This window comes from Oscillibacter sp. (assembly GCF_032060045.1).
Taxonomy (GTDB): Bacteria; Bacillota; Clostridia; order Oscillospirales; family Oscillospiraceae; genus Oscillibacter.
Genome location: NZ_DAMBZJ010000014.1, coordinates 38,829 through 58,556 on the forward strand (window position 1 = coordinate 38,829; position 19,728 = coordinate 58,556).

20 protein-coding genes and 1 pseudogene are annotated in these 19,728 nt (G+C 44.8%); 17 read left to right on the top strand and 4 right to left on the bottom strand.

Translation table 11 applies throughout. The features are described 5' to 3' along the window. Positions 1-236: 236 nt before the first annotated feature. Positions 237-626 carry a DeoR family transcriptional regulator gene (locus RT018_RS07510; RefSeq protein WP_312940753.1) on the top strand — a complete coding sequence of 130 codons (390 nt, stop codon included), beginning with the start codon at positions 237-239 and terminating at the stop codon, positions 624-626. A gap of 53 nt (positions 627-679) precedes the next feature. Here RT018_RS07510 and RT018_RS07515 read toward each other — a convergent pair whose 3' ends face one another. Beyond that, the gene (locus RT018_RS07515; protein ID WP_312940697.1) at positions 680-841 is read right to left on the bottom strand and encodes a hypothetical protein; all 162 of its coding nucleotides are present in this window, start codon (positions 839-841) and stop codon (positions 680-682) included. A 269-nt stretch (positions 842-1,110) separates the two neighbouring features. Here RT018_RS07515 and RT018_RS07520 point away from each other — a divergent pair, with 269 nt between their 5' ends. From RT018_RS07520 to RT018_RS07595, 16 genes and pseudogenes are all read left to right on the top strand, one after another. Then, positions 1,111-1,263: a hypothetical protein gene (locus RT018_RS07520; protein ID WP_312940699.1), complete on the top strand. Its 153-nt coding sequence runs from the start codon at positions 1,111-1,113 to the stop codon at positions 1,261-1,263. A 72-nt stretch (positions 1,264-1,335) separates the two neighbouring features. Further along, the gene (locus RT018_RS07525) at positions 1,336-2,913 is read left to right on the top strand and encodes a recombinase family protein (RefSeq protein WP_312940700.1); all 1,578 of its coding nucleotides are present in this window, start codon (positions 1,336-1,338) and stop codon (positions 2,911-2,913) included. Continuing rightward, positions 2,913-3,668 carry a recombinase family protein gene (locus RT018_RS07530; protein ID WP_312940701.1) on the top strand — a complete coding sequence of 252 codons (756 nt, stop codon included), beginning with the start codon at positions 2,913-2,915 and terminating at the stop codon, positions 3,666-3,668. The genes RT018_RS07525 and RT018_RS07530 overlap by 1 nt, the downstream gene beginning before the upstream one ends. Next, the gene (locus RT018_RS07535; RefSeq protein ID WP_312940703.1) at positions 3,665-5,287 is read left to right on the top strand and encodes a recombinase family protein; all 1,623 of its coding nucleotides are present in this window, start codon (positions 3,665-3,667) and stop codon (positions 5,285-5,287) included. Before RT018_RS07530 ends, RT018_RS07535 begins: the two co-directional genes overlap by 4 nt. A gap of 207 nt (positions 5,288-5,494) precedes the next feature. Continuing rightward, entirely contained in the window at positions 5,495-6,337 is an 843-nt protein-coding gene (locus RT018_RS07540; RefSeq protein ID WP_312940704.1) for a KilA-N domain-containing protein, read from the top strand. 56 nt (positions 6,338-6,393) lie between these two features. Then, positions 6,394-7,125 (top strand): plasmid pRiA4b ORF-3 family protein, encoded by a 732-nt coding sequence (locus tag RT018_RS07545; RefSeq protein ID WP_312940706.1) that lies wholly within the window; start codon positions 6,394-6,396, stop codon positions 7,123-7,125. A 178-nt stretch (positions 7,126-7,303) separates the two neighbouring features. Then, positions 7,304-7,549, top strand: a pseudogene (locus tag RT018_RS07550) (DUF1016 N-terminal domain-containing protein); the annotation flags it as partial. 153 nt (positions 7,550-7,702) lie between these two features. Continuing rightward, positions 7,703-8,158, top strand: a complete 456-nt coding sequence (locus RT018_RS07555) for a low molecular weight protein-tyrosine-phosphatase (RefSeq protein WP_312940754.1) — start codon at positions 7,703-7,705, stop codon at positions 8,156-8,158. Continuing rightward, positions 8,155-9,666, top strand: a complete 1,512-nt coding sequence (locus RT018_RS07560; RefSeq protein WP_312940708.1) for a DNA methylase — start codon at positions 8,155-8,157, stop codon at positions 9,664-9,666. Before RT018_RS07555 ends, RT018_RS07560 begins: the two co-directional genes overlap by 4 nt. Beyond that, positions 9,663-10,121, top strand: coding sequence for a hypothetical protein (locus RT018_RS07565; RefSeq protein ID WP_312940710.1), 459 nt, complete (start codon positions 9,663-9,665; stop codon positions 10,119-10,121). Before RT018_RS07560 ends, RT018_RS07565 begins: the two co-directional genes overlap by 4 nt. A gap of 2 nt (positions 10,122-10,123) precedes the next feature. Then, on the top strand, positions 10,124-10,264 hold the full coding sequence (locus tag RT018_RS07570; RefSeq protein ID WP_312940712.1) for an NgoMIV family type II restriction endonuclease: 141 nt from the start codon (positions 10,124-10,126) through the stop codon (positions 10,262-10,264). 375 nt (positions 10,265-10,639) lie between these two features. Further along, positions 10,640-11,932, top strand: a complete 1,293-nt coding sequence (locus RT018_RS07575; protein WP_312940714.1) for a metallophosphoesterase — start codon at positions 10,640-10,642, stop codon at positions 11,930-11,932. Further along, a complete protein-coding gene (locus RT018_RS07580) occupies positions 11,929-13,017 on the top strand; it encodes a GTPase-associated system all-helical protein GASH (protein WP_312940716.1) in 1,089 nt (362 codons plus the stop codon). Before RT018_RS07575 ends, RT018_RS07580 begins: the two co-directional genes overlap by 4 nt. Positions 13,018-13,027: 10 nt before the next feature. After that, positions 13,028-13,951: a TRAFAC clade GTPase domain-containing protein gene (locus RT018_RS07585; RefSeq protein WP_312940718.1), complete on the top strand. Its 924-nt coding sequence runs from the start codon at positions 13,028-13,030 to the stop codon at positions 13,949-13,951. Next, positions 13,948-14,817 (top strand): TRAFAC clade GTPase domain-containing protein, encoded by an 870-nt coding sequence (locus RT018_RS07590; protein ID WP_312940719.1) that lies wholly within the window; start codon positions 13,948-13,950, stop codon positions 14,815-14,817. Before RT018_RS07585 ends, RT018_RS07590 begins: the two co-directional genes overlap by 4 nt. After that, on the top strand, positions 14,814-16,766 hold the full coding sequence (locus RT018_RS07595) for a hypothetical protein (protein WP_312940721.1): 1,953 nt from the start codon (positions 14,814-14,816) through the stop codon (positions 16,764-16,766). Before RT018_RS07590 ends, RT018_RS07595 begins: the two co-directional genes overlap by 4 nt. Positions 16,767-17,573: 807 nt before the next feature. Here the strand turns inward: RT018_RS07595 and RT018_RS07600 are convergent. The 3 genes from RT018_RS07600 to RT018_RS07610 form a co-directional block, all read right to left on the bottom strand. Further along, the gene (locus RT018_RS07600; protein ID WP_312940723.1) at positions 17,574-18,299 is read right to left on the bottom strand and encodes a hypothetical protein; all 726 of its coding nucleotides are present in this window, start codon (positions 18,297-18,299) and stop codon (positions 17,574-17,576) included. A 78-nt stretch (positions 18,300-18,377) separates the two neighbouring features. Next, a complete protein-coding gene (locus tag RT018_RS07605; RefSeq protein ID WP_312940725.1) occupies positions 18,378-18,869 on the bottom strand; it encodes an HD domain-containing protein in 492 nt (163 codons plus the stop codon). A gap of 190 nt (positions 18,870-19,059) precedes the next feature. Beyond that, positions 19,060-19,728, bottom strand: a 669-nt coding sequence (locus RT018_RS07610) for an SOS response-associated peptidase (protein ID WP_312940726.1), incomplete at its 5' end; no start/stop codon positions are given.

A 19,728-nucleotide genomic window follows, 5' to 3' on the forward strand; every position in this document is an offset into this window, starting at 1 on the left:
AGTATGCCCCGTTACAACATAGCAATTTATTAGAAAGGTTCCCGAGAAGGATATTCTTCTCGGGAACCTTTTTATTTTTGTGCTTGCAACAAATTTATAAATGCAATCTGCTCTGAACGTTTCCATCAAATTCTGTGGACAGCTCTACTCTGTGCAACTTGCATGAATGCACGGTGTCCGGTTTGCACATTACGCTGAATTATCATAATCTTTTAAATTGTTTTCTCAAACCGGAAATGACCCTTCCGGTTAAACCTGTACACTCCAACGCACAGAGCAGAGATAGGGAGTGGACATGGATAACTACTTTAGAAAGACGAACAGCAATTTTGAAGCACCTCTGCCGGAATCGTTTTGACACGTCCGCCAATCTGTCGGTCATGTTCAACGTTTCCGAACGTACAATCCGCAGTGATGTAGTTTTTCTCTCCTGTTCTTACCCGATCCAAACAATCCGCGGTCATGGCGGTGGAATCCAACTTGCTGATGGATTCTATGTTGACCGGAACGCCCTAAACGCAAAACAGTATGCGCTGTTGAAAAAGCTGTTACTGAGGCTCCAGGGTGAGGATTATGTGGTCATGGTCAGTATTATCTCTCAATTTGCTCCGTACCGAGGGTGCTGAACCAGCGCTTTCGATCGCACCTTGAAAATTCCATATCGGGTGATTTACATACGTTAGCTGATGGCGCCCGAAATGGGCAAAGCGACAGCGGAGGATGCGCCAAGACCACCTGCGTGGGCTGTGAGAGAGCCTGCGTCAAAGACGGCAAAAGGTGCAAAGCGGAACCCATCCGTCCGCAGAGCAGGCGTGGCAGCCTGCTCTTGCCAGAACCCCATCAGCCTATCATGATACTCCTGCCTACGGGCAGCTCGGAGAGATCCTCGGAGGGGTGAGATTCCCGTGATGTGCGCCAGCACAGTGTAAGTGACCGCCTTAGCTCGGGGAGTAGCGACGAATTGAGCTATACAATGTTGAAATCTGACTTGATGTCAGAACCTACGGAGATCACTTGTCATGTTTTCATAATGCAAATGACCCCAATCATTGACAAGTGGTCTCCGCCTTTGTGATATCAATTCAAATAATGGATAGGAGAGAGAATAAAATGAAGAATCAGAACAATGCGATTGATTACTATGGGGCAATGCAGCTTCTGCGCCAACTCCTGCAAAGAAGAAGCTGCACGAAAAAAGAAGCTGCAAAAATAGCGGACCGTCTTGCCGTTCAGTACAGTGTAGATTTCTTTATTTCTCTGTAATTTCTGCTTGCTTTTCATAGCTATTCTTCAAAAAACATGGTATTGTGTGTTGCTAAAGAGGAGGTGGTCAGCATGGCAGAACGGAAAACAGAGGGAAGCATGGCACTGAGTCCGAAGGAAAATCGGGTCATTGTCATCAATCCAATTGAAAAAGCCGAATCCGCTCTGCTGCGCGTTGCCGCCTACTGCCGAGTCAGCTCAGATTCCACCAACCAAATGAATTCTTTCGCTGCGCAGAACACCTACTATACGACACTGATCTCCAGCAACAAAGACTGGGATATGGTTGACCTGTACGCCGACGCCGGCATCACTGGCACCTCAGCGGCAAAGCGTCCAGAGTTCCAACGCCTGATCGCGGACTGCAAAAAGGGGAAGATTGACCGCATTCTCGTAAAGTCTATCTCAAGATTTGCTCGAAACACAAAAGAATGCCTTGAATTTACCCGTGAGCTGAAATCCATCGGTGTGGGCGTCTGCTTTGAGGAACAGAACATTGACACCTCCAGAGTGTCAGGAGAAATGCTGACCGCCATCTTTGCTGCCTTGGCGCAAAAGGAGGGCGAGTCCATTTCAAAAAATCTTCGCTGGAGCTACCAAAAGCGAATGAGAAATGGGGAGTTTAACACCTATCATGCACCTTATGGATTTGAATACTGTGACGGAAAGCTGCGGGTTCAACCCAACGAAGCAAGCACTGTGCGGTACATCTACGAACAATATCTAAGCGGACAATCGCCACGACATATTGCACTTAATTTAAATACCTCATCTGCTGGGATAAAAAAGTGGACGAGGGAACTGGTAGAGTACATTTTGAAAAACGAACGATACTGCGGGAATGCGCTTCTTCAAAAACGCTATACCACTGACACACTTCCATATCAGAAAAAGAGAAATTATGGGCAGCGTGAAATGCATTACGTTTGCGGTGCTAATGAAGCAATCATCACAGAAGCTAAATTCGAGGCAGCTCAAGATCTGAGAAAGCGCAGGTATATTCATCAGAAAAATACAGAGAATTGCCTCTCACATATAATATGGTGTGAAGAATGCGGGGCGGCATACAGACAGAAAACTGTAAATGGGATTCGGTACTGGGTGTGCAGGACGCATGAGGAGAGTATCAAAAACTGCAGCATTACCCCAGTGCCAGAGACGGAGATTCAAACAGCCTTCAATAGGCTATACTTCAATCTGAAAAATTCTGAATCTGAAGTGCTGAGCCATCTCATGAAAAATCTCCAGTCTATCCGCTATAACCGTCTGCTCTGGAGCATGGACATCATTTCCCTCAACAAACAAATATCGGATCTTACCAGTCAGAATCAACTGTTGGCCGAGCTGCAAAAGCAGGGCCTTGTTGATTCTGATATTTTTATATCCCAATCCAATCAGCTTGCCCAGCAGCTCCGCACAGCAAAACAGGAAAAGGAACGGATCATTGCACTGGATGACGATGATACCATCGCCCAGATCCAGGAGCTGATGGATATCATCGAGCATGGCCCAGACTTCCTAACGGAGTTTGATGAAGAACTGTTCGGCGATCTTGTGGAACGCATCATCGTGGAAAGTAACGAAAGTCTGCGATTCCGACTGAAGAACGGGCTGGAGCTGCGAGAATCAATCGAGAGGACGGTGCGATAATGCCTAGTAATCGGAAATTACCGTTCGGGTACTGCCTGAGAAACGGTGAAATTATCCTTCAAAAACAGGAGATAGAGTGTGTCAGCCTGATCTTCTGTCAGTATGCCGCAGGCGCGTCCTATCAGGAGCTGGTCAAGCGTCTGAACGCAGGCGGCATTCCCTATGATGCGGGAAAACCGTGGAACATCAACATGGTCGCAAGGATCATCGGAAACACTGTTTACATCGGCGAAAAGGGCTATCCTGCCATCGTTCCTGCCGACCTATTCCGCGCTGCGCAGGAGGCACGGTCACAGCGGACATCCCCACAGACCATCACGCCGCTACAAAAGGCGCTGCGCAGGCTGTGTAGAGGGCTTCCCCCAGAGGGCTTTGCCAAGCAGGTGATTACCATTTTAAATGACCTCACGGAGAATCCATCGCAAATTAAGATGCCGGTACAGGAAACTGCGGAGTCGATCGAGATTCGCACCCTCCAAAACAAATTAGAGGAACTACTCAACCAGCAGCCGCTGGATGAGCAACAGGCAAAGGAAACGGCCATGGCGCTTGCCGCCGCACAGTACGATGCAATCGGAAACGCCGCATATGAAACGGAACGGCTTCGACGCATATTTGCTGACGCAAAAAGCACGCCTGTACCGGATGCGGAACTTCTTCGGATGTCGGTTCAGTCCATTACCCGCATGCCCGATGACGGAATTGCACTCACCTTAAAAAACGGACAAATCATAGAAAGGAATCCTGCACCATGAACGATATTGCGCCAAAGATTATTACCATCCCTGCAAAAAACAAGGACGAGTTGGCGCAGGAGCGCCAGCGCCAGCTGCGGGTGGCCGCCTACTGCCGGGTGTCTACCGATGATGCCGAGCAGCTTACCAGCTATAACGCACAGAAAGCCTACTACACCGAAAAGATCATGACGAACCCCGGCTGGACTATGGCAGGTATTTTTGCTGACGAAGGCATCACCGGTACGTCGGATCGCAAGCGCGACCAATTCATGGAGATGATCCGTCAGTGCAAGAAAAAGAAGATTGACATTATTCTTGTCAAGTCCATCTCCCGCTTTGCCAGAAACACAGTAGACTGCCTAAAATACACCCGCGCGCTGCGAGCACTGGGAATCTCCGTCCAGTTTGAAAAGGAAAACATCAACTCTCTGGATTCCGACAGTGAATTCTTCATAACGCTATACGGCGCTTTTGCCCAGTCCGAAAGCGAATCCATCAGTGCCAATGTCCGCTGGGGCAAAAGACAGGCCATGCGAGAGGGCAAGGCTATTATTCAGTACAAGTGGCTATATGCCTATCGCCGAGGAGAAGATGACCTGCCAGAAATCATTCCAGAACAGGCGGAGTTCGTTCGTCTGATGTATCAGCGGTTTCTTGCAGGTGACAGCCTGCGGCAAATTAAGGAGGAACTGGAACGGCTACAAGCTCCCGCTCTCTCCGGTACGAACATCTGGGCACTTTCCGCCATCCGCAGCATTCTGACCAACGAAAAATACTGCGGCGATGTGCTCATGCAAAAGAGCTTTATTACTGACTGCATCAGCAAGAAAGCTATTAAAAATATTGGGCAGCTTCCCATGTATCTGGTGCAAAACCACCATGAGGGCATTGTGGACCGTAAGACCTTCGATGCTGTGCAGGCGGAGTTCGCTCGACGCAATGCGAAGAAGGGCGCGACGCAGAAAACCGCTCCTACCGGCACGGGCAAATACAGCAGTAAATTTGCGCTGACAGAGCGCCTAATCTGTGGCGAGTGCGGCACACCCTACCGCCGCTGCACATGGATGCAAAATGGGAAAAAGCGCATTGTTTGGCGCTGCATCAACCGATTGGACTATGGAAAAAAATACTGTCACGACTCTCCTACACTGGATGAAGCGCCGCTTCAGCAGGCAATTCTTGGGGCAATTAACTCTAAAATGAGCGATAAAGAGTCAATCGTCTGTCAACTCTCCGCTGCGGCTAAATTTGAAATGGCGCCGACCACCGACTCAATGCTCAGTCTATCAGAGATTGAGCAGCGGCTGGAATCGCTGGGCAGTACCTTTCAACGGCTGATGCAAAAAGCGGGCGATCCGTCGGGCATGAGCGCATATGAAGAACAGTTCCGGGCGGTTGCTACGGAGATGAGCGAGTTGAAAGCACAGAAAGCAGCCATGCAGGCGCAGTTAACCCAAAATGCGCAGGCCGCCGAACGAGTAGCAATGTTTACGGAATCGCTGCAAAGCCTGTCTCCACACCTGACAGCGTGGGACGAGAGCACTATCCGCCAGCTGGTGAACACAGTGCGTGTCCTCTCGGAAAGCAAAATTCTGGTGGCATTGAAAGGTGGTGTGGAGGTCGAACAGAGCATTTAACATCAAAGCAGAGAAATGCGCAGATATTATCTGCATGTTTCTCTGCTTTGATTACTAGGGACACTACGCCAGAAAGGAATCCACAATTGATGCACACAGGGAACTTGCTCTCGACAAAGTTAGTACACCATGCTATTCTGAAGCAAAGTAATTACTTGCGGAACAGTCGATGATAGTATTTGATACTGGAGAAAAGGTGGTGACACCATGAAGAAAGAATATAAAGACACGATTCAGGCGAAGGGAACAGAAATTGCCGTGCTTTCGAGTGGCGATGCAAACGACTATCTCTCGCTTACCGATATTGCACGCTATAAGAGCGATGACCCTGCTGCAACTATTCAAAATTGGATGCGGAACCGTGATGTGATCGAGTTTTTGGGGCTTTGGGAAACTCTCAATAATTCAGAGTTTAAACCCCTCGAATTCGAGGGGTTTAAGAACCATGCCGGATCCAATGCGTTTACGATGTCTCCGAAGAAATGGTGTGAGGCCACCAACGCAGTTGGAATTTTTTCCAAAGCCGGGAGATCCGGCGGAACTTTTGCCCATAAAGATATTGCGTTTGAGTTTGCCTCTTGGATCTCTGCCGAGTTTAAGTTATACATGATCAAAGACTACCAACGGCTCAAATCTGATGAAAACAGCAGACTTGCCCTTGGTTGGAATCTCAACCGAACCTTGGCGAAGATCAACTATCGTATACATACCGATGCAATTAAGGATGTTCTGATTCCGCCAGAGCTTTCACCGCAGCGTCAAGGCGTTACTTATGCCAGCGAAGCAGATGTGCTGAACGTGGCGCTGTTCGGAATGACTGCAAAGGAATGGCGTGACCAACATCCTGCTGCCGTAGGAAATATCCGCGATGCCGCTACCTTACAGCAGTTGATTGTGCTTTCCAATTTGGAGAGCATCAATGCGGAATTGATTCGTCAGGGCTTACCGCAGGCGGAACGATTGGTTCGCCTGAATGCAAGTGCCAAGCAGATGATGCACTCCCTTCTTGGCGATACTCGTGTCGACGAACTCAAAAAGCTGGGGCAATGAGCCTTGGACGGGCATGGGAACTGCCGGATGATTAAAAAAGCAGGAGGGTTTGAGCAATGGCAACGCAGCCAATTTATCAGTTTTATGCCTGCTTACGGGATTACGAGCCCAGAATCTGGCGGCGGTTTCAGGTGGCGGGAAATATTACGTTTGCCCGATTGGGCTATATTGTGATGACATTGTTTGAGATGAAAGCACAGCATCTGTTCTGCATTACCTATCCCCTTGCAGAAAATGTTCTGCCAGAGAAGGATCAAAATAACCCAGAAGAGTTGAAGATTGTACACGATATGGGTGATGTCCGCCGTTTCGAGGTGATCGACAGCGAATCGTTTCCAGGAGAGGAGCATGAATCCGTTTTTGATGCCACCACTATGACCGTGCGTCGGTTTACCAATAAACCTGGAATGCTTCTGAATTTTGAATATGATTATGGCGACGGATGGGAAGTTGCGCTGACGCTTGAAAATATCATTTGGGATCAAGACCTTCCGGGCAAACTTCTACCAAGGGTTTTAGAGGGATATGGCTACGGAATTATCGAAGATTGCGGTGGCCCTGCCGGATTAAAGAATTTGGAGCAGGCATTCCAGCAGAAGTCCGGTACCGACTATGAATCACTGTCCAAGTGGCTCGGGTGCAATGATCTCGATTTATCTACCTTTGATTTGGAAGATATGAATTTCCGCCTCAAGAAAATTCCACGCATCTACAGAGACTTATATGAATATGACTACGCACCGACGAAACAATCGCTCAATCTGTTGGACAGAAACTATAAGCGATGATTTTTCGGCGAGAATAGTTCAAAGCAGAGAAAAGCACGGCCGCAGACCGTGCTTTTCTCTGCTTTGACATACAGGCGCACAGCGCCAGAAAGGAGTTCGCATGAATATCCGCAAACCCATTGATTACACGTCTTTGTTTCGAGAGCTGGACGTACTGATTTTGCAAAAATTCCCCCAGATGCGGCTGTATCAGGGAATCGGAAAGCTCGTCAGTGATCGCCGCGAAAAGGGTGCGGCTGTCGCGGCTGCTGAATATCTGCAACGGACGTATCCCAATACGCCCGGATTCTCACCACGCAGTGTGCGTAGAATGCGGGATTTTTACCGCACCTATCAATCCAATTCTGCGCTCATGAAAGAAGTTCTACGGCTCGGCTGGTCACAAAATATTGTCATTCTGGAGAACTGCCCCACGGATGCCATGCGGGCGCAATATCCCGCAGGGCCAGAACATACGGTTGGTCAAAATCCAAACTGCTGGCGGAAATTACCGGGTGCAAAGATGGTGGCAATCCTCTCGACAAGAACATTTGTTCGTGCTATACTAAGGGCAAAAACAACGGTACGGAGGAAGCCCATGAAGAAAATTCTGTTTATTTGCCACGGCAATATTTGCCGGAGTCCTATGGCGGAATTTGTCATGAAGGATTTGGTGGAAAAAGCGGGACTCAGCCATCAATTCGAGATTGCTTCCGCCGCCACCAGCCGAGAGGAGTTGGGCAATTCGGTCTATCCTCCGGCACGGAAAAAACTAGCGGAGCATGGGATTTCCTGCAAGGGAAAGACAGCGCGGCAGTTGACCAATGGGGACTACGACGCTTACGATTTGCTGATCTATATGGACGAGGAAAACCGTCGGGGCATTTACCAAATCTGCGGGGGCGACTATGCCAACAAGATTCACCGCCTACTGGATTTTACCGCTCATCCGCGTGATGTAGCCGACCCTTGGTATACCGGCGATTTCGATGCCACATGGCAGGATGTTGAGGAAGGATGCCGGGCGTTGCTGGAACAGATGAGAAAGCCATGAATGAAAACCGAACCTATATCGCCATTGATTTAAAATCGTTTTACGCCTCCGTAGAATGCCGGGAACGTGGGTTGGACCCCATGACCACCAACCTTGTGGTGGCCGACGCCTCCCGGACAGAAAAGACGATTTGCCTTGCGGTGTCCCCTTCGCTGAAAGCCTATGGCATTCCCGGCCGTGCGCGACTGTTTGAGGTAGTGCAGAAGGTGGCCGAGGTGAATGCACGGCGGAAGGGTTGTGCGCCAAGACGCACCTTTTCCGGCAGCTCCTGCCACGATCCCGACGTTCGTGGCAATCCGGCGCTGGCGCTAGACTATCTCATCGCACCGCCGCAGATGGCGCTTTATATGAAGCGCAGCACGGAAATCTATAATATCTACCTGAGATACATCGCCCCAGAGGATATCCACGTCTACTCCATCGACGAGGTATTTATGGATGTGACGGACTATCTGGACACCTACCGCATGACCGCCCGCGAGCTGGTAATGACCATTATTCAGGATGTGCTTCACACGACCGGAATCACCGCCACGGCCGGCATCGGGACGAACCTTTATCTCAGCAAAATCGCCATGGACATTCAGGCAAAGCACATTCCTGCCGATAAAAACGGCGTCCGCATCGCAGAGCTGGATGAGATGTCCTACCGGCGTCTTCTCTGGGATCACCGACCTTTAACGGATTTCTGGCGGGTGGGTCGGGGCTATGTAAAGCGGCTAGAGAGCAAGGGCCTGTATACCATGGGGGACATTGCGCGCTGCTCCGTCGGCAAGGCAACCGATTTTTATAATGAGGAAACGCTCTACAAGTTGTTCGGCGTGAATGCAGAGCTGCTGATCGATCATGCGTGGGGCTGGGAGCCCTGCACTATCAAGGACATCAGGGCCTATAAACCGGAGAGCAACAGCATTGGCTCTGGGCAGGTGCTGCAATGCCCTTATCCCTTTGAAAAGGCAAAACTGATTGTCCGGGAAATGGCTGAATTGCTGGTGTTGGATCTGGTGGAGAAGGAATTGGTCACGGACCAAATGACCCTGATGGTCGGCTATGATATTGATAATCTGAGTGACCCGGAAATCAGAAAAGCCTACCATGGCGAAATCACCACTGACCGCTATGGCCGCAGCGAGCCAAAGCACGCCCACGGGAGTGCCAATCTGGAGCGGCAGACGTCCTCCACGAAGCTGATCATGGGCGCGGTCATGGAGCTCTTTGACCGCATTGTCAATCCAAAGCTACTCGTCAGGCGGGTGAACCTGACTGCCAATCATGTGGTCAGTGAAGCTGATGCCGACCAGGCAACATTTCAGCAGTTGGACTTGTTCTCTAATCAGGCAAAGAGCGCAGAGGAAACCACTGCACTGGAGCGAGAAAAGCGAATCCAACAGGCGGTTGTTTCCATCAAAAAGAAGTATGGCAAGAACGCGGTCTTAAAGGGTATGAATCTCGAAGAAGGGGCAACGACCATCGAGCGAAACCGTCAGATTGGAGGCCATAAGGCGTGACGAACAAATATGATGACATTCTCCGTCTGCCGCACCATGTGTCCGAAACGCATCCACGGATGCCTGTTTCGGACAGAGCAGCGCAGTTTGCTCCCTTTGCCGCGCTGACCGGCTATGACGCTGCGGTCAAGGAAACCGCGCGACTGACGGATCGGCGCATTGAGCTGAGCGAGGAGGAGAAAGCTGCGCTGGATGCCCAGCTCCGCCTCGCGGCAGAGCATATCGGCGATGGCTCTGAGGTGACGATTACCTACTTTCAGCCGGATGCAAAGAAGGCCGGCGGTACCTACGTGGACATCACTGGCTGTATCAAAAAGATAGATGACGTTAATCGACAAATCACTATGTGCGGTGGCACGGTCATTTCGATAGATGAAATCATTCAATTACGAGAAAAGGATTCAGTTTATGCCGGGACGACTAGCCTCTCTTGCCTTGGGAACAGGAGATATTGACTGTGTATCATTTTACACTATATGAATTGGTAGAGGCAGTGCAGGCAAGTGGAGCGGAAGACTCTATAGAAATGCTAAACCTCTTGATCGAGGGAAAGAGATTAAAGGATATCAGCGATTTGCCCCTGGATTTGACCGTCTGAATTGTTCTTATTTTCAATTGTCGAATCTTGTCAGATTTCTTGGGGTTGTGTAATTTCCTGTTTGTGGTATAATTAAATAACGGCAGGCCGTTGGCCTGTATTGTTTATGACCAAACGAAGCCGTATGGAGGATTCTCCATGCGGCTTTGTCATATCATTTGCAAATGCGATGGAAGCGGGGGCTTAAAAAGACTATTATAGGATAAAGATTCTCTGTATGAGTATGCCTGCTTTATATTTAAGTCCGTTTTTGCTATTGCAGGAATATACCACCGAAATAATGTGCTTGGTGATTGAGCACAAATAAATTTTACTATATAATAAGGGAAATACATATTTACAAAGCAGTCGTGAGACAGGGTGAGGAGAATCAAAATGCTTTCTTTTATACATTTGTCTGATATCCATTTCCATAATTACAGCGGAGATGCGTATGACATTGATGAAGATTTGCGAAATGAGTTATTGAATGATATCTCTCTAAATTTAAAAAAGGAAATTCCGAGTGTAGATGGAATTTTAATTTGTGGCGATATCGCCTTCAGTGGTCAAGACCGGCAGTATGAAATTGCTACCGCCTTCTTAAATAGTATTTGTGATATTCTTTCTCTTGACAAATTGCGTGTCTTTTGTGTTCCAGGAAATCATGATGTTGACCAGAATGTAACCCGGAATCAAAGATCAGTTCAACTTTTTCAGCATGATTTAGATAGTGCGGGCAATGTCACCCAATATGACATAGCTTTAGCAAATGCGTTTAGAATTCCAGGAGATGCAGACATTATGTGCAAACCAATAGAACACTATAACGCTTTTGCTGCTCAATATGGTTGCAGCTTTGAAGAAAGATCGATTTGGGAGCAAGAAATGCGACTTAATGACGATTACACGCTTGGAATAGTCGGTATTAATTCAACAATCATTTCAAATGAATCTGATCACGGAGCAGATAACGCTGAGCGCCCTATGCGCATAAGCCATATGCAGATACCCAAGCGAAAAGATAAAATTATATATCTTACTTTATGTCACCATCCACCAGAGTGTTGGGTAGATCCTGAAAAGAATCTTAGCAAAAAAATGGATGCGAGGACAGTCCTTCAACTATATGGACATAAACATATTCAGACAATAAGAGAGACTCCCACTGGTATTGCTGTTAGTAGCGGAGCAACACATCCATCTCGCACAGAGGATGATTGGATACCAAGATATAATTGGATTACCCTTGAAACCAATAAAATGGGGGCAAAAACATTTTTGAGCATAAAAATATATCCGCGTGTTCTTGATAAAATTGAAAACAAATTTGAGGTGGACAAATCTCTTAGAACTGGAAGTGATTTTGTTGAGTATTCATTCTGCCTTAACGAAGCCACTAGTGTTGACACGGATAATCAAGCATTGGAAGAGATATTCACTCCTATCGAATCAGTAGTGCTACCCGTTAAATCGTGGGAGCGCAAATTTATGTATGATTTTATTAATCTCCCTTTTTTTTGCAGAGAGTCGATTCTAAAGGACTTTAACTTAACAATTCCAACGGATGAAGGGAAAAAGCACGCTGAACTCTTGCCTGAATTTATGAGAAGGGCTATATGCAACAGTTGTGTACAGCAACTATTAGACAGAATAAAAGATGAAAAAGGAAGGATAGACAACTTATGAGTAGTTCAATAAACAGCTATTTAAACGAGTGGTATATTGACGCTGGAATTATTCCACAAGATGGACAGATTGACAAACGGATTGCGTATATTGAAAACTACGTAGAGGCGATTACCCGAGAAAAAATTCTTGGGTTAGTGCGGTTGTATTTTGGATTGCCAGTTGTAGCGGACGAGAAAGTAAGTTTCGCATCATTTTTTGTCAAAAGTGATCCTTCTTTTTCATTGAAAAATGAAGTTGAAATTGCAGTCTTGGCAGGCGCAACGCTTGTTGAGGTTGCAGAGACTGATTCAACATTTGATAGCTTGGCAGAGTTGCTTTCGATTACAGTGGCTTTTTCTAGAGATCCAATAGCTTCTGCGGAAATGCTTGATTTCATAAAGAAGCAATTCGAAACTGATAGGATTGATACAAGGGAAAAGCAACCGCCAAAGGAGATTTCAGTTCCTAGCAAGTCATTAATTACTAGTTTTCAAAAGCAACTTGAGCAGGAATCTTGGGATGCCGAATCGTTTGCAAAGCTTTCAGAAGTGCTTGAAAAGTTTCAAGAAGGGTTTTCCACTATACAAGATGCGTTCCATGAAGCGCTGGAAACACAAGCTGTTTACAAAGAGGATTCCCAGTTGCTATGGTGGATGCAGTCCAAATGGAGCAATATCTTGAACTGTTCGCTAAAAACAATTGATAAAAAAAATAGTAGTCTTATATTGGGGTGGGAGGCTGCAAGTTTTATTACCAATTACCCTGGACCTTATTCCATTGAGGGTATACTTGAAAATGTGTTGAGTGCTTGTAAAGGAAAGGCTAATAATATCGAATTTTCAGAAGTAGTAATGAGCACCGACAAAAGATTTACTTCAAAAGTAATTACACAGCTATCACATTCTTCGCTAATCGATACTCTCCCCCTCTGTAAAGCGATTATCAGTTCTGATAATACAGAAAGAGCAGAAGAGTGGTATCCCAAATTTAAAAGGGAAACCTTTTCACATCAAGAAGATTTAACCCGATCGCTGAGAGAGTACAGTATGCAAATGTACACAGAAAGACTTGCTGCGTGTTGCTATGATAGCTTAAAAAGTTGAGGAACGAAATATGGATGAGGTCGGTGCAGTGACTGTTCTTGAGCAGTCGGATCAAGAGAAACTAAGTGAAACTGGAGTTGTTCGTTTGCCTCCCGGCTTGGAGCTATGTGAAGAAGATCTATATTCTATTACTGCTGCAGAAAAATCCAAATTCTTTGTAATTGCCGGGGCTACCGGTAGCGGTAAAACTACGTTAGTGACCTCAATTTATCATTTTTTCTTGTCTGGAAAGTTTTATAATAGTTTTGTCTTCTCAGGGTCAAGAACGCTGGCGGCATTTGAAAAGCGCGCTTATCCCCTAAGAGCAATATCTCAAAGTTCTCATGCAGATATGCAAAGAACACCACGCGGATCTATCGATAGCATTCTTCATTTACGAGTGACGCCGAAGGACGGGGAATCTACTACAAATATGCTTTTTTCTGATTTTTCAGGAGAAGACTTTGAAGCCGTCTTAGGTGATGTTGAAGCAGCAACGGAGGAATTCCAGATAATTAGGAAAACGAGTTGCTTAGTATTTCTATTAGATGGAGAGAAAATTTCTAGCAAAAAATATAGATATTCGGAAGTCGAACAGGCAATAAATGTGCTTCAAACGTTCTGGGATGGAGGGCTAATTAGGAAAACACCCCAAATTGTATTAATTGTAAGCAAATATGATCTTATCAAATCTAAATTAAAAGGAGATCCATCGCTTGAAACGTTTATGAGTGGAATACTTGATAGCATTATTGAACGATTGCCGGGTATAAAAGGAAAGTGCATATTCCAGTGTATTGCCTCAATGCCTGATGATGAATCGGAGCTTTCCGCCTTTTATGGTTTAAGCGAATTGATGGAAATACTCATTCGACCACCTGAACATAAAGATTACAAATTTATTAAACCACCGCTGACATCGCAATTCAATCTATGGAAGGAGAGACGCATATGACAGAATCCAAATCATGCTTTATTATGGGTTTACCCGCTGCGGGTAAGACATCATATATAGCAGCACTTGCGTACTCCTTACAGCAGAAGAAAATAAAGACAAAACTTCAATGGAACACGTATTCTGGAAACCAGCAGTATCTAGCCCGTTTGGCTAGGACTTGGCTGTCGGTAGATTCCGTGGCAAGAACTAGCATTGTTTCTCAACAGGAAAATCTTTCGTGGACTTTGCGAGATAACGAAGAAAATGAATATGTAGTTTCATTTCCGGATCTTTCTGGTGAAACATTTCAAAAGCAGTATGCCGATCGAGAGATTGAACATTCACTGGCTGATTATGTAGCTGGTAGTGATGGTATAATAGTTTTTGTTAACCCTAAAGGAATTAATGAGCCAACATTAATATCGGAGCTACCTTTAAAGCTAAGGCTCGAAGCTGATGATGACCCTAACAAGAAGGAGCGTTCCGCACTGAATGACGATCCTACAGCGGTTCAGCTTGTTCAGCTTCTGCAAGACATTGCTTATTTAGTTGAAGGGAGAAATATCCCAATAGCTGTTATTGTTTCGGCGTGGGATATTGTTGAAAAAATATATTCTTCTCCTGAGCTTTTTGTAAAAGAGCACCTGTCTTTGCTGTGGCAATACTTAGAAACAAACAAAAATATATTCTTGCTGTCATACTTTGGGGTAAGCGCACAAGGGGGCGAGCTCGAAACTCCCGCACAATCAGAAGCGCTAATTGAACAGTATGTGGGTAATCCAGAACAACGAATGTATGTTGTAGATAATTCTGGCGTGAAATCACATGATTTGACGGTTCCTTTATGGGAGTTACTCAATAAACAAATGGGGTTAATGAAATGATTGAAATTCAGCAAGCAATATGGGGATACGCTAGTGGGCATCATCTACTATCATCTTCTGTTTCATTATCCATTCAATCGATAAGAGTGTTGGAGCAATTAACCGACCTATCCGGTTCTGAAATAATAAAATCATTTGATGGATATTTGACAGGATGCTATTTGCCAAAGGACAATTGCTATGCAATCAGTAAAACATGGTACGCACCTGAAATGCCTCGACAAGGGTGCGTTTGGACGCATACATTGTTAATCAAAGATATATTCATGCCAAAGCTGAGCGATATGAACATTGAAGAATTGTTTCAAAAACCAGACATAAATAATGCCGCGTGGAAAGCGCAATATTGCAATCCAGTTATATTACAGCCTCAAATGATTGATCGTATCAGCAATGAAAGCACGATCATAATTTCTGCGGCCTTTAGAATGTTTTCGATAATGATGCGACATACTGAACCAATTATTATAGCAGCGCCCGATTCTAAGAAATTCAATCAAATAATTGAGTTTCTAATTAATGAAGTTGGAATGGATTTTATTAAGGATATTACGTTTTGTACGGGTTCTTTTTCGAACCGAACTATTAATCGTGTCCAGTTTGACTTGCAAATTGTCCCAGAAAGTATATCAAAACAAGTCGTTCGTACAAGCCAATCAGAAACATATTATGTAAATGACCTTCTCAATTTAGAGAGCGACAATGATAATCAGGACTGCTGGAACACACAAGAAAGCTATATTGAAGTAAAAGAATTCATAAACTTTTGCGACAGAAAATTCTTCAAACGCACATATTGGACCGTATTTGAAAAGATATACCGTTCTCTAAAGAAACTGGAAAACTTCTCGGTGGAAACAACGGGAAATGTGTTGCAGAGCATTCTTGATGAGAACCAACTTTCGGCAGTAATGCTAAAAGTGTTTGAATATATTTTCTGTTATAGTCAAGAACGGATAAACGATGCATCTAAAACAAAAGTTAAAATACTTTTCGACTTCTTTACGTTAAATATTTTTACTATGGACATTGCAGCACTTCCCACTATTCAAAACGCAATTAATTATTTGTGGGTCCAGCAAAGGCCACAAATGTTAGAACAATTGCCTCGACTGTTTACCTGTGAATTAAATGAAGTGGGAGAAAGTGCGCTGAATTCTATTTCGTCACTTGTCACGCTTAATGACTTCGCACAATTGCTACAGAAAAATGCAAATATGTGTTTGTCAATGCTTCATTCAAACTATAAGCTTGCCCTTTGTGCAGATATTTGGAAGCAAACGCGGAATTATCAGGCTGAAGTGCTGCGCGAACTTAGAGATATACCGGAAGAATATCGCTACACCGAAGGTTTGTGTTTTGATATTGCCGTGCTCGTTTTTGGCGTGGGCATATATGGACTGCCTACCGAAATGTATGCGGCGTTTAAGGATGATTCTATAAATGCATTCATTGACTATTTTGAGTCAAATAATTGCAACCATGCAAATATAAAAAAATGGAGCCCTTTATGCGCAATGAATCAGCGTTTGACATTAAGAAAATTAGAAACGGTCAACAACTCAGAACTTTTTGAGGCTATCATTAGCATATTGGATCCATACACAATAGAAATAAGTGATTTACCTCCTAAAGTATTGGAAAAATACTATCGGAAATTCTGCTGCTCTAATAATTGTCGAAGTGTAACGCTGGAATTTTCTCAATTTGCATTGCCAGTTGTTTTGCGGTCAAATTATAGCTTCTCAAATGAGTTTTTAAAATTTGTATTTTTTACTGTTCATAGATTATTGGCGGACAACGAGATGGAAAATGCTAAGTGGGAGAAACTTTCTAATATTCTACCAGAAGTTGCGTGGAATAACTCATGGGATAAATGCAAGCGACTTCGAAAAGCATCAAAACAAAAAAAATATAATATCGACTTTGGAACAATGGAATTCGAATGAACGACCCCCACTTATTAAACTTAAAAAAGGAGTTTTTATCTTTCACAACCATTGCACTGCAATGCATCTGCCGGTTGCCTCTTTCTACCAATTTAACAAAAACTTAAAAATTTAAGAAAAAATTTACCCAAAGTGCATAAATGTACAACGCTTTTTGATATGGCCAAGAAATATCTAAAGTGTTTGGGCTTTCCAAAACGAATCGGAGACAAAGGTGCAACCATTTGCACCTTTGTCTCCGATTTATATTCTAAAGAAAAGCACTGAAAAAACTGTCATAGTAATGGCGCATAGGACTACACACGGATGCAGTTGTTCACTCCCGACCGTGTTTTTCTCTTGTAGACGCATTCCGCGTCAAATCACAATTATGGCAACCCCCTTCACCATAGCAACAGGATATTTCCACGTTTATGCCGGATCTTTTTTCGTCAAATGTGTGGATGCAACCTGTACATAAAGCATGTGTTTCCATAGTTCGCAGTCTTCGATAACTGCCAGCCGATATTTTGCACGGGAAACAGCAACATTGATGATTTTAGGTTTCCGCCCCACCCAGTGCGACGCACCTCAACTGCTTTGCGCATCGCAACCTAACAACAGGACTTCAGCCACTTCCTTTCCCTGGAACGGATGGATAGTGCCGCAATTCTTCTTAAGCCAATCAGTCACATCCTGCGTGCTTGCATCTGATAGTTTTGCCTAATTACTGAACGGAAAACGTTTTTTAATGCGCGCTTCACAGAAGTAAACGGTTTGACGACATAAAGATCAGGGAGTCCCCCATAGACCTCGATACCTTATTATTTACCATTTTTCCGCATAGAAAAGAACGTAGTTCTCAGAAATGCTTATTGCTGTCAGCAATCGTTTTCCATGATTCCAATCATCTTTATGGCTTGGTGTTGCGGAAATCACATATATTGTCGCATCATATGGTAAATTAAATGAGGTTAGAGTACCAGAAAAGATTCCATAGTCTTCAGCATAAGTATTGGGCCCATTTCCAATCCAAGCAGCGTTTGCTTCAAATTCTTTTTTATATGAATTAATTTTGTCTGCGTCTGCTTTAAATTCCAACATAAGTTCTTCTCCGCCCATCATAAATGCCGGATGATAACTGAAGTTAACATCATATGCATCAGCTGGTATTTCTGCCGGAAATATGTTCGGTTGGAATTCTTCTGTAATACCTGATATCCGAAGCACTCGCTCATATTTTTTTATCTCGGTAGTGGTGGTAGTTGCAGCATCTATTGACAGATAGACTAGCAATCCAGATGCTGCAACTATTGAAACGACAGCTAAGCATAGTGACAATATAATCGAGCACAAACGGCTGATTTTTTCAATATAAGCAAGATAGGTGATTAGGCCAAAGCAAAAGCAAGGAATAAAAAATAAGATTCCTCGCCAAATATAGGGATTGGCAGATTGCCATGTTACAAAAAAATATAACAGTATTGCCAGTAAAAAAGATAATCCTGTCATTATAATCGGAACCATAAGTTTTTTTAACTTCTGGGGGATCATGAGCAATACGTCCTTTCACAGGCTTGGCCTTAATTTATTAAACATGATATGACACTGATCTGTTCCACAAATTAGAATTTATTCGAGTCTATAGATGGATTTTAGCAACAAAATCCCGGCCTGAGTCCTAAAAATATGCTCCATCACATTCCGTATGTTTGCTTCCAAATAGTTGCTTTCGTCTGCATTTACAATATAGTCGGCTTCTATCAAAATTTGATAATCCAGCCCTTCGATATCTTTCAGCGTGTGATGATGCCCCACTAAAAAAACTACACGTTCAAAAAATTCATTGGAAAATCCGGAGTCCTTAAGAAACTCTTTGGCTAAGATTGCACCTTCTATTTCTTGATATTTACCATTGGTATTCCCATATTTTTCGCGGCACAGTGGACAAGCAATATCATGTATAATAGCAGCTATCTCAAGCACGGCTTGTGTATTGTTGTCCAGATGCTCACTCTCTCCAATGGTTTTTGCATAAGCATATACTTTCATAAAGTGATTGATGTCGTGAAGATTTCCGTTGGAATATTTAATCATCTTTGTCGCGACTTCTGATACAGTCATGTTGAATCCTCCATTTAGGTTACAATGAATATATTGACTTAATTGAACGTTCTCTAATTGCTAAGATACACTAATTGAACGAACTTCCTATAATTTTTATAATCTACAATTATCACTTTCAGCATACTCCAGTTTTTCCCCAATTTCAATCAAAAGCGCCCTTGGAGATGATCTTCCGAAGGGCGCTCGATTACCAAAGCGATGTTTGATTATCTTCCGCCGTGGCCAGTAGCTGCGGCGGTATCTTTTTAAGCATTCTACGGAAGGCTCCCGGCTCCATAATCCAGCCGTCAATTTCCTCTCTCCGCAGCACCACCGGCATCCGGGGATGAATCCCGCGCACAGACTCGTTGGCCTTGGTGGTCAGAATGCAGTAACGACGCTCATCCTGCCGCTGCTCGTAGATGCCCGCCAGATAAAGCGCCTGCGCATCAGGCAGACGAAACAAGTATTTTCGCTTATCCGCGCTCCACTCATAAAAGCCGGTGGCGGGGATGGCGCAGCGGCGCGTTTGCACGCTGTCCCGAAACAATGGCTTTCCCTCCGCACTTTCCGACCGGGCGTTAATCATCAGGGACTTCTGGGTCTGAAAGCTCCAGCGCATGAGGTCTGCTTCAACCCGGCCCTGCTGCTCCACCAAAACCGGAGCCTTCAGCGAAGGACGGATTTCACCCGGCATCCATGCTTCTTTTCCGCAGCGGCGCTGGACCTCCTGAACAATTTCCTGAAGCTCCGCGCTTTGCTCCGCCGTGAACTGATATCTTCCACACATTCCGTGACCTTCCCTGTCCGCTTCCGCAAATTTTGTACGGGTATAGTATAGCACATTTGGCGCATCCGTTGGGACAGGCAGAAAAAT